We start from the raw sequence: 11,736 nt of genomic DNA, 5'->3' as shown, positions 1-11,736 counted from the left end.
GGGCGCGCCGATCTGTTGAGGACCCGGGTGTCCGCCGTGGCGACGGCGGCCCCGGGTTCTTTGTACGGCCGGGTTCTTTGTGTGTGCGGTGAGCGTGCGTGGTGACGGATGGTGCGGAATCGCTTACGCGAACGAGAGGTTAGTCAAGGCTTGGTCATGAAGCAATGACCAAAAGGTAAAGCCCCGGGTGATGCGATGCTTTTCCGCCGAATGCGGCCGCACCACCCGGGGCTTGGCGGGAGCTCCGTCCGTCAGCCGCGCACCGGCACCCGGTGCGCCACCGCCGTGACGTGCAACTCCCCGAAGTCGACGGCGTCGTTGAGCGGGATCACCCGGTACGAGCGCGCGGCCGGCGGCGTCACCCGCAGGTACGACCCCGCCCGCGCCTCCGTCCCCGTGTGCGTCCAGGCGACGTTGGCCTGCGCGGCCTGCCCCGGCTCCAGCAGGACGAGATGGTTGCCGGGGTCGTCCGCGTACCAGGTGCTGCCCCGTACCGTGCGGGTGGACAGCGCCCGGTGCCCCCCGTCCTCCAGCCCCAGCCCGGGGTAGCCGCGCAGCGCGCAGGTGTGCCCCGTGGCGTTCTTCAACTCCAGCGTCCCGCCCGCGTGGTTCATCCCGCCGCCGAGGCGTTCGGCGAACGAGATCCGCAGATCGTCCGTGCCGCAGGTGGGCGTCCCGCGCCCGGCGGCGGCCTGGACGGTCCCCGGCGCGGCGGCGGTGAGCGCGATCCCCACGGCCGCGGCGGCGCCCGCGATCCGCAGGGCGGACTTGACGGTCATGCGTGTCACGAATCCATCCTTTCCCCAGAATTCCCGTGCGTTCAGTGCATGTTGCGCCTACCCGCCTCCACGCGCCGGTGAACACGCCGGGCGCCCCCGGGTTTTCCCTTGCGGACACACCGAGTTGACTCTCCGGTCACCGGGACGCCCCGCCGGACGGCCCGAAACGGACATGCCTCTTCCGAGGGCGCCGTCCCGAACGCTAGGCTCTCAGCCCGCGACGCGGCGTGTGCCCCTTCCGTACGGCGGGACGAGCCCGTCCCGCCGGCCCGTCAGGCGCCCGCCGCCGCGGCCAGCACCCGGAGCGCCTCGCGCAGCCGGTCCTGGACCCCCGGATCGGCGATGACGCCGTCCGCCCCGATGAGTTCCCGGCCCACCGGAACACGGACGCAGGCCTCCTCCACGACGGCCCCGCCGGTGTACCCCAGCACCGTCCGCAAGGTGGCCTCCGCCCCCTGCCCCCGGCCGGGCGCCGCCGCGCTCACCCAGGCGCTGGGCTTGTCACAGATCTCGGTCCCGCCGACCGTCCAGTCGAGCAGGTTCTTGAAGGAGCCCGGCAGCGTCCCCGCGTACTCCGGCGTACAGATCAGCAGCGCCGAGGCGGCGTCGATCGCCGCGCGCAGCTCCGCCACGGGGGCGGGCAGCGGATCGATGTCGTCGTCGGGATTGAAATGCGGCAGCGCGGCGAGCCCCGCGTAGCGGACGGTGCGTATGCCCTCGGGGGCCACGGCGTGGGCGGTGCGCAGTACGGCCTCGTTGGAGGAACCGCCGCGGAGGCTTCCGGAGAGCAGAAGGATCACAGGTGATGTAGGCATCCGGTCAACCTACAGCGGTCAACGGCGTTCCCGTTTCCCGCGACGAAGGCACTTCATGCCGGTCAGTGATGTGACGATCACCATGAGCTCCGGGCTTGTTGTATGGAGCATGCGCCCAGAAGCGCCACCTTTGTGTGCATCGACTGGCGCTATTTCCCGTCTCTAGGATCCCTACGCTGAGTTTTTCCTTAATTTTCCTGAGTGGGTGGGGACTTGAGACGCCGAAGACCACTGGATGGCAGAAGGTTTGCGCGGAGTGCGGGCGCCGTCCTCGTGATGGCGCTGGCTGTCGGCGTGACACCGTCGACCCAGGCGAGCGCGGCAGCGGAGAGGGATTCCTCTCCTGTCGCGCAGACGCCTCAGAGGCTCGCTTCCGAGCAGGCCAAGGCCTTGGGTGAGCGAGTGGAGGTGGTGGAGGAACGGACCGAGGTCGAGGAGGTCTTCGCCAACCCGGACGGCACGTTCACGGCCGAACAGACCGCTCAGCCGCAGCGGGTCCAACAGCCCGACGGCTCGTGGTTACCTGTGGATGCCACGCTGGTCAAACGCCCGGACGGGGCCATCGGCCCTCGCGCCGGAGTCGTCCGGCTCACCTTCTCCGGAGGCGGTTCGGACCAGCCTCTGATCACGATGGCCAAGGGCGACAGCTCTCTTTCGCTGAAGTGGCCGCAGAAGCTGCCGGAGCCCCGCCTGAGCGGTTCGTCGGCCGTCTACCCCGATGTTCTGCCCGATGTTGACCTGCGCGTCAACGCATCCGTAACAGGTTATTCCTACGCCTTGGTTGTCAAGAACGCCGACGCCGCCAAGAACCCCGCTCTCCGACGCGTCGAGCTGAAGACGGAGACCAAAGGGCTGCGCCTGGCGACGAACGACGCCGGTGGTCTGCGTGCCCTGGACGACTCGGGCGCCGAGGTCTTCTCCGGACCCGGTGCCCAGATGTGGGACTCCTCGGGAAAGCCGGAGCCCGGGGCCGGTGGAGAGGAATCCGTCGACACCCCTTCACCTGGTGACAAGCTTGCCAGGATGACCATGACGGTCGAGGACGGAGCCGTGGCCGTCACCCCCGACCCGGCCCTCCTCACCGGGAGCGCCACGACCTATCCCGTGTACATCGACCCGCCTACCGACGACATGACGCAGGTCGAGTGGCTCTACGCCAGCAGCAGTTACCCGGACACCACCTTCCTCAAGGACGACCGGAACGGCCGGGGCGTCGGGCGCTGCTCGTACGCCGAAACCGGTGAGGGCTATGCCGTCTGCAGCAGCTCTTCCTACACCGACCGGATGTACTTCAAGTTCAACACCAGCGGCTGGAAGAAGCGCAAGATCCGGAAGGCCACGTTCTCGGCCCAGGAGACCTTCGCCTTCTCCTGCACCCCGACCTGGGTGGACCTGGCCCTCGTCGACGCGAACAAGGTGGGCAAGGGAACGACCTGGAACAACAAGCCCGTTGACGGCGACCTGATGGTGGACCGCAAGGTGGCCTATGGCCGGGGCGACCGCTGCCCGGCGGCCAGGGTCGAGTTCTACGACAACCCCGACGAGAAGAACGAGAACCTTACCCCCACGGTCAAGAAGTTCGCCGCCTCCGGCAACCCCATCGCCTTCTCCCTGACGGCGAAGGACGAGAGTGACCCGTACTCGTGGAAGCGCTTCCGGGGCAGCGATGCCAAGCTGTCCATTGAGTACAACACCCCGCCGGAGAAGCCCACCGACGAGCGCACGGACAACCCGGAAACGTCCTGCAAGCGCGGCGGCGACCGTCCGTGGATCCGCACCGACAACCCGACCATGGTGGTCAACGCCAGGGACGACGACCAACAGAACCTGAAGGCCACCTTCCGGGTGTGGAACGCCATTCCCGAAAAGCCCATGGTTTACGAGGGCACCGATGGCTACCACGCACAAGGCGACTTCAAGGAATCCATCCCGGACGGGAAGCTCAAGCACGGCCAGGCATACAAGTGGCACGCCGGCACCACTGACGGGATCGACGACAGCGCGGAGTGGTCGGACTACTGCGAATTCGGCGTGGACACCGAAGGGCCGGGCGCCAAGCCGGCTGTCTCCTCGCCCGACTTCCCGGCCGAGCAGGAAGGCAAGGCGGCGGGCCAGCCCGGCAGTTTCACCTTCCGGGCCAACGGTGCCAAGGACTCGGTGTACGGCAACGACATCGCCTTCTACGAGTGGGCCATTGGTGATGACACGCCGGGCAACCGCGCGACTCCGGACCACCTGGGCGGCGACGTGACCATCAAGATCACGCCGACGACCTTCGGTCCCAACGTCCTGTACGCACGCAGTGTCGACCGCGCGGGCAACCGCGGCCCCATGACCCAGTACATCTTCAAGGCCGTTCGCCCCTGCCCGGATGACCTCACCGACGCCTGCTCGGCCGCCACCTACCATCTCGACCAGGTGACCTCCGGCACCAGCCCGGACAGCAGCGGCAAGAACCGCACGCTGACCGTCTCCGGAGCCGACACCGTGGCCGGGCACAAGGCACCGGGCCAAGCATCCGACAAGGCCCTGCGGTTCAACGGCACCAGCGACCACGCGTCCGCTGCCTCGCCGGTGGACACCCGACAGGCTTTCACGGTCAGTGCCTGGGTCCGTCCCACGGCCCTCGACCGCAACCTCATGGTGATGAGCCAGTCCGGCGACCACGCATACAACTACGCGCTGTACTACTCGTCCACCTTCAAGCGCTGGGTGTTCGGCCGTCTCGGTGAGGACAAGACGCCCGCCAGCACCGACGATCTGGCGCGGGCCATGCCCAAGACCGAGCAGCAGCCTCGCGTGGGCGAGTGGACGCATCTCACGGGAACGTACGACCCGCTGGCCAAGAAAATCCGCCTGTACGTGAACGGTGTCCTTGAGGGCGAGGCCACGTCCACGGCGAACTGGAACGCCACCAAGGGCCTCGAAGTGGGCCGTTCCCTCTGGGACAACCGCTTCGACGGCTACTTCGCCGGTGACATCGACGATGTGCGCGTGCATGCCGGTCTGCTGAACAGCAGCGACATCGCCCATCTCGCCAACCGCTGATCACACCCCCCTCACATCCGGACCGCGCCGGAGGCACCCCGCCTCCGGCGCGCCATCCCGGCATGCCCCGACACAGGACCAAGAAGGGATCAGCCGTGCAACACGGCTCATTCGGCCTGCCAGGCCGATTCGAACGACGGAGACAACGCAACCGAAGATTGCGGACATCCCTGTCCGCCACGACCGCCGCCGCCCTGATCGTCACGCTCCTGCAAGGAGCACCGATGGCCTGGGCCGACGAACAGTCCCGGGACGAACGACGGCCCGAGACACAGACCACGCCGTCCATACCCGTCACCGACGTCGGCATGAAGCCGCTCCCGGAGGACGAGACGGCGGCGGCCGCCAAGAAGCCGCTGCCCACCGTCCAGTGGCCGGCCGCCGCCTCTGCCGAGGCGCAGTTGGCGGACTCGGGAGCGGCACGGTCGGTGGCCCCGAAGGCGGGTGCGAAGAAGGTACGCGTCGGATCGCTGCCCGTACGCGTAGGCGCGCCCGCCTCGGGCCAACTGGAGCGCTCGGCACGGGCCTTCGGCGCCGCGCCCGACAAGCAGGCGGCCGGACCCGGCAAGGTGCGCGTCGACATCCTGGACCGCTCGGCCGCCCGCAAGGCGGGAGTCGACGGCATCCTGCTGAAGGTGACCCGGGCGGACGGCGGCAAGGCCGCCGCGCCGGTCAACCTGGAGGTCGACTACGCGAAGTTCGCCGGGGCCTACGGCGGCGACTGGGCATCACGTCTGACTCTTGCCGCCCTCCCTGGCTGTGCCGTCGACGGGTCGGCGGCAGCGTGCCGCGACCGTAAGGCTCTCAAGACCCACAACAGCGTCCGCGGCGGAACGCTGACCGCGGATGTCGCGGCGCAGCCGGCGGCACCGAAGAACGCCGCAGCGGCCGCGGCACCCCAACTGCTGGCGGTCACCGCCGGCGCCGCAGGCTCGGCGGGCAGCTACGGAGCGACATCCCTCGCGCCGTCCGGCAGCTGGCAGATGGCGGGCAACACCGGCAGCTTCTCCTGGCAGTACCCGCTGCGGGTGCCGCCGGCCGTGGCCGGTCCGTCGCCCAAGCTGGCGATCAACTACAACTCCGGCAGCATCGACGGACGCGTCGGCTCGACGAACAATCAGCCGTCCTGGGTCGGCGAGGGCTTCGACCTCTCCGTGGGGTTCATTGAGCGCTCCTACCAGTCGTGCAAGGAGGACGGGCACGACACGGAGGGCGAGGAGAAGTACGACCAGTGCTGGCACTCCGACAACGCCACAATGAACTTCGGAGGCCGTAACGGGGAGTTGGTCAAGAAGTCCGACGGCACCTGGCGTCTGAAGTCCGATGACGGCACCAGGATCGAGCGCAAGACCGGCGGCTCCAACGACGACAACGACGGCGAGTACTGGGTCGTCACCACCACCGACGGCACCCGTTACTACTTCGGTAAGGGCAAGCGGACATCCGACGACAAGGAGAACACCAAGTCCGCCTGGACCACGCCGGTCTACGGTGACGACAAGGGCGAGCCGTGCCACGGCGACACCTTCAAGGACTCCCGGTGTCAGCAGGCGTGGCGCTGGAACCTCGACTACGTCGTGGACGTGCACGGCAACTCCATGACGTACTACTGGGATACGGAGAAGAACCGGTACGGCGTCGACCGCGACGACACCTCCGTCTCTTACGACCGCGGCGGCTACCTCAAGCGCATCGAATACGGCACGCGTGAGGGCACCGAGCGCTCCGGCAAGGCCCCGGCGCAGGTGGTCTTCAACGTGGCCGAGCGGTGCACCGGCGCGGCCGCCGACTGCGAACCGGGCGATCTGAAGGAGGAGACGGCCAAGCGCTGGCCGGACGTCCCCTACGACCAGATCTGCACCGACGACAAGCACTGCAAGGATCAGTGGGCGCCCACCTTCTTCACCCGCAAGCGCCTGTCGTCCATCACCACTCAGGTACTCAAGGGCAACAGCTACCAGGACGTGGACGAGTGGCTGCTCGACCACTACTTCCCCGTACCCGGTGACGGCCTCACGGGCGGGCTCTGGCTGAAGTCCATCGCGCACAACGGCAAGGCACAGGGATCCACGATCTCCCTGCCGAAGACCATCTTCTACGGCACCCAGCTCACCGGCCGGGTGGACAAGTCGTTCGACGACCGTCCTGCCATGGTGAAGTGGCGCGTACGGGCCATCCAGTCGGAGTCCGGCGGCACCGTCTCGGTGAACTACAAGGCCCCGGAGTGCACTCCGTCCAACCTGCCGGATCCCGCCAACAACACCAAGCGCTGCTTCCCGTCCTTCTGGTCCAAGTCCGGCTCGATCGGTGAGAAAGAGGACTGGTTCCACAAGTACGTCGTCGACAACGTCGTCGAGGACGGCCGACTGACCAAGCGTGCCAACAAGGAGACCCGCTACGACTACCTCGGCGGCGCGGCCTGGCACTACGACGAGAGCGAAATCGTCAAGGCGAAGAACAAGACCTGGAGCCAGTGGAGAGGCTTCCAGAAGATCCGCGTGACCGTCGGCGACACCGGGACCAAGCAGCTCCGCACCGAGACCACGTACTTGCGGGGCATGGACGGCGACCGCAAGAACAAGGACGGCGGCACGCAGTCCGTCACGGTTCGGGCGAGTGACGGAACCGAGGTCAAGGATCTGGACCGCACCCAGACCTTCGTGCTGGAACAGCGGCAGTTCAACGGCTCGTACGACGACTCCGCCGAGGTCGCCGGGAAGGTCAACACCCCCTGGGTTTCCGAGCCCACCGCCGTCGAAGGCGACGACAAGGCCACCCTGGCCGGCACCGCCAGGACGGTCAACCGGACGGCGCTGGACAAGGGCGTACGCCGCACGGGCATCGAGCACACATACGACTCCTACGGCATGCTCGCCGCCTCCCACGACCTCGGCGACATGGGCACCGACGGGAAGAACGACGGTGATGACGCCAAGGATGACACCTGCACAGTCTATGAATACGCTCGCAACACCGACGCGAACCTGCTGACGCTCGTCAAACGGACCGCGACCTACTCGAAGGCGTGCGGCCGGTCCACCAGCTCATCCGACGCGATATCCGAAGTCCGCACGAGCTACGACCACGGCCCCTACGGTGTGGCACCGTCGAAGGGCGACGTCACCCGTACCGAGGAGCTCAAGGGATTCGACGGCGACACCCCGCAGTTCATCACCGTCAACGAGAGCGACTACGACGCCCATGGCCGGGTCGTCTCCACGACGGATGTCGGAAAGCGCACGACGACCACCGAATACACCCCCGCGACGGGCGGTCCGGTCACTGGCATGACGGTGACCGACGCGCTCAAGCGCAAGGTCACCTCCACCGTCGACCCCGCTTGGGGCCTGGTCACCGGCAGTGTCGACGCCAACCGGCTGCGCACCGACATGGTCTACGACAGCCTGGGGCGCCGCCTCAAGGTCTGGCTGCCGGGCCGCAGCAAGAGCAGCGATCTGCCCAACTCCGAGTATGTCTACCTCATCCGGGACGACGCACCGAACGTCATCACCACCAAGTCGCTGCTGCCCAACGGTGACATCAAGATCAGCTATCAGCTGCATGACGGTCTGCTGAGGCCCGTACAGACCCAGGGCCCCAGCCCGAACGGCGGCCGGGTCATCTCGGACACGATGTACGACTCGCGCGGCCTGGCCGTAAAGGCCGTCGGCCCGTACTTCAACGCCAAGAACCCCGACACCTCGGTAGTGAACCCGGAGGTCTCGGAGGACGGTGCCCCGACGGAGAACGAGACCGTTTACGACGCCGCAGGGCGCAAGACCGACGCGATCCTCAAGGTCAAGGACAAGGAGAAGTGGCGCACCACCACGACATACCACGGTGACCACACCGACGTCACCCCGCCGTCCGGCGAGACACCCCGCACCACGTACACCAACGCCCAGGGGCTGACCACCAAGCTCCTGGAGTACAAGGGGTCGACTCCCACCGGGGAGGCGGACACCACCTCCTACACCTATGACCGCACTGGGCAGATGACCTCCGCCCAGAGCCCGAGCGGCGACCGCTGGTCGTTCGAGTACGACGTGCGGGGCCGGAAGGTCGCCTCCGACGACCCCGACAAGGGCCGCACGGAGCTCTCCTACAACGACCTCGACCAGGTCGTGTCCTCCACCGACGCCCGCAAGAAGACCCTGAACTACCAGTACGACCTGATGGGCCGGCCGACGGCCGTGTACGACGGCAAGACGCAGCTGACGGGCTGGACGTACGACACCGCGCCCAACGGCATCGGACGGCCCGCCACCACCACGCGTTTCGTGAAGGATCCGCGCGCGGCCGAACCTCAGGCGTACACCACGGTGGTCGATGCCTACGACACCGCGGGCCATCCGACGAAGAGCACGATCAAGATCCCCAAGGTGGAGGGCAAACTCGCCGGCGACTACACGACGAGCACGACGTACAACCCGGACGGCTCGATCAAGTCCGCGGCCCTGCCGGGTGGTGGCGGCCTGCCCGCCGAGACGATCAACATCGGATACAACCTGGTCGGCCTGCCGCTGCACATGCTCGGGCTGAGTGACTACGTCCGGGAGACCAAGTACTCCAACTACGGCGAGACGCTGCAGTTGGGGATGGGCCTGTCGAGCGGCGACAAGTACACCTGGCGGACCAACAACTACGAGGAGGGCACCCGGCGGCTTCAACGCGTCCGACTGGACCGGGAGTCCGTCAAGGACGCCGACTCCGACGTCAACTACACCTACGACCCGGCCGGCAACACCACGAAGATCGCTGACACGCCGCCCAACCGCTCCGTCGACGTACAGTGCTTCCGCTACGACTACCTGCGCCGCCTGACGGACGCGTGGGCCCAGGGCACGAGCGACTGCGCGACGGACCCGGCGAAAGCAGTCCTGGGCAGCCCGGCCCCCTACCGGCAGTCCTTCGAGTACGACGTCGCGGGCAACCGGACCAAGGAGGTCAACTACGCCACGACGCCGGACGGTACACAGACCACCCGGGTCTACCATCCGCGGGGCAAGGGCAATACGCCCTCGCACGCCCTCGAGTCGGTCGACGTCACGGAGACCACCGGCGGCAAGACCGTCCAGACGAAGGACACCTACGAGTACGACGCGGTCGGCAACACGACCTCACGGAAGCTGGGCACCAGCCCGAAGCAGAACCTGGTCTGGGACGTCGAAGGACGTCTGAGCCAGCTGACCCCGGAGGACGGCAAAGCGACGTCGTTCGTCTACGACGCCGGCGGCAACCGGCTGCTGCGCCGGGATCCCACGAGCAACACCACCACCCTGTACCTGGGTTCGATGGAACTCGCCCTCGACACGAAGGAGTCCGACCCGGCCAAGCAGTCCGTCACGGGCACGCGTTACTACGCCCACGGCGGTCAGCAGATCGCGGTCCGTACGCCCAAGGGCGTCCACTGGCTCGGCGGTGGCCAGAACGGCACGGCTGAACTCGCCGTGAACGCCAAGACACAGGAGCTCACCCAGCGGCGGACGCTGCCCTTCGGCGGTCCGCGCGATGCCAAGCCGGTCGCGTGGCCGAACGACAAGGGCTTCTTGGGCGGCACGATGGACTCCTCCACGGGCCTGACACATCTGGGGGCCCGGGAGTACGACCCCAACTCCGGTCGTTTCATCTCGGTCGACCCTGTCGCAGATCTCTCCGATCCCCAGCAGCTGCACGCCTACGCGTACGGCCGCAACAACCCGCTGGGATTCCCGGACCCGTCCGGAAAGCTCTTCGGGATCAGCTGGGACGACGTCACGGACTTCGTCGAGGACTATGGCCACGAGACACTCGACGTGATCGGCATGGTGCCGGTGGTCGGCGAGTGGGCCGACGGCGTCAACGGCCTGTGGTACTTGGGCGAAGGCGACTACCTCAACGCGTCGCTCTCCTTCGCGTCGGCGGTTCCGATCGCCGGCTATGCCGCGACGGCGGCCAAGGGCGCGAAGTATGTCGAGGAAGGTGCTGACGCGGCCAAGGCGGTCGAGAAGACCGAAGCTGCGGTCGAGGATACGGCGAAGACGGCCGCCAAGACCGAGGAAGCCTCGAAGGACGTGGCCAAGGCCGCCGAGGAGGCGACCCCGCCGCCCGCCCCCAAGCCCAAGCCCGAACCGAAGCCCGAGGCCCCGGCCGAGCCCAAGCCGAAGCCGGCTCCGGCGGCGGAGAAAGCCGATCCCGTCTCGAGTGGCAAGGCACCCGACAGAGGCGGGAAGAGCGAGGGCGGCGGTAAGTCGTCCTGTAGCGACAACAGTTTCGTTCCCGGAACCGAGGTCGTCCTGGCGGACGGCACGGCCAGACCGATCGAGAAGCTGGAGATCGGCGACAAGGTTCTTGCCACCGACCCGGAGAAGGGCATCACCGAGCCCAAGCCGGTGTCCGCCACGATCGAGGGCCATGGCACCAAGCAGTTGGTGAAGCTGACCGTCGACACGGACGGCGACCGCGGTACGGCGACGGACACCATCACCGCGACTGCCAACCACCCCTTCTGGCTCCCCGAGCTGAAGAAGTGGGTGAACGCCGAAGAGCTCAAGCCAGGCCAGTGGCTGCGGACTTCGTCCGGGACGTGGGTCCAGGTCACGGCGGTCCAGGCGTGGACGCAGCAGGCGACTGTCCGCAACCTCACGGTGGACGGGATCCACACGTACTATGTGCGGACAGGGTCGACGCCGGTCCTGGTTCACAACTGTAAAGTAACTGCAGCCGCTCGAGCGGAAGCTGACGCGGCATCCTCTACCACTCCGAGCAAGATGCGCCCGGCTGTCGCGGAAGCGCTTCAGCTGCCCAACGGTAAGATCTACTCGAGTCCAAGTGTGAGAGGTGAACCGCCAGCCCTGCATCCGATCGTTCAGGAGATTCTGGACGACATTCCAGTACTGGATCGTGGCGTCGGGCACGGGAGTTGCGGTTTGGCCGTGTGTGTCTCCCAAGCACTGTCCGATGGCCATAATCCAACAGGAGGATCAGCCGCCGCGGTGATCGTGCGAGGATCGAAAGATCACCCGAAGCACGGACTTCCTGTTGGTCCCTGTGACAGCTGCGTGGCGCTGGAGGATGCCTTCAGCCTCCACTTCCGCAATTTGGAGGGATCCTGA

Annotated in this window: 4 protein-coding genes; 2 read left to right on the top strand and 2 right to left on the bottom strand. The window is 67.2% G+C overall.

Annotation, left to right across the window (positions count from 1 at the left end):
• Window positions 1–251: 251 nt before the first annotated feature.
• On the bottom strand, window positions 252–779 hold the full coding sequence (locus AB8735_RS03045) for a DUF4232 domain-containing protein (RefSeq protein ID WP_372411763.1): 528 nt from the start codon (window positions 777–779) through the stop codon (window positions 252–254).
• Window positions 780–1,051: 272 nt separating this feature from the next.
• The gene (locus AB8735_RS03040; protein ID WP_372405126.1) at window positions 1,052–1,594 is read right to left on the bottom strand and encodes an NADPH-dependent FMN reductase; all 543 of its coding nucleotides are present in this window, start codon (window positions 1,592–1,594) and stop codon (window positions 1,052–1,054) included.
• Window positions 1,595–1,984: 390 nt separating this feature from the next.
• Between AB8735_RS03040 and AB8735_RS03035 the strand changes: the two genes are divergently transcribed.
• Together AB8735_RS03035 and AB8735_RS03030 are read left to right on the top strand one after the other, a co-directional pair.
• On the top strand, window positions 1,985–4,642 hold the full coding sequence (locus AB8735_RS03035) for a LamG-like jellyroll fold domain-containing protein (RefSeq protein ID WP_372405124.1): 2,658 nt from the start codon (window positions 1,985–1,987) through the stop codon (window positions 4,640–4,642).
• Between the two features lie 224 nt (window positions 4,643–4,866).
• The gene (locus tag AB8735_RS03030; protein WP_372405122.1) at window positions 4,867–11,736 is read left to right on the top strand and encodes a polymorphic toxin-type HINT domain-containing protein; all 6,870 of its coding nucleotides are present in this window, start codon (window positions 4,867–4,869) and stop codon (window positions 11,734–11,736) included.

Source organism: Streptomyces luteireticuli (genome assembly GCF_041519305.1).
Taxonomy (GTDB): Bacteria; Actinomycetota; Actinomycetes; order Streptomycetales; family Streptomycetaceae; genus Streptomyces; species Streptomyces luteireticuli.
The sequence above is the reverse complement of the archived record's forward strand: the minus strand, read 5'-3'. Positions and strand labels throughout refer to the sequence as shown.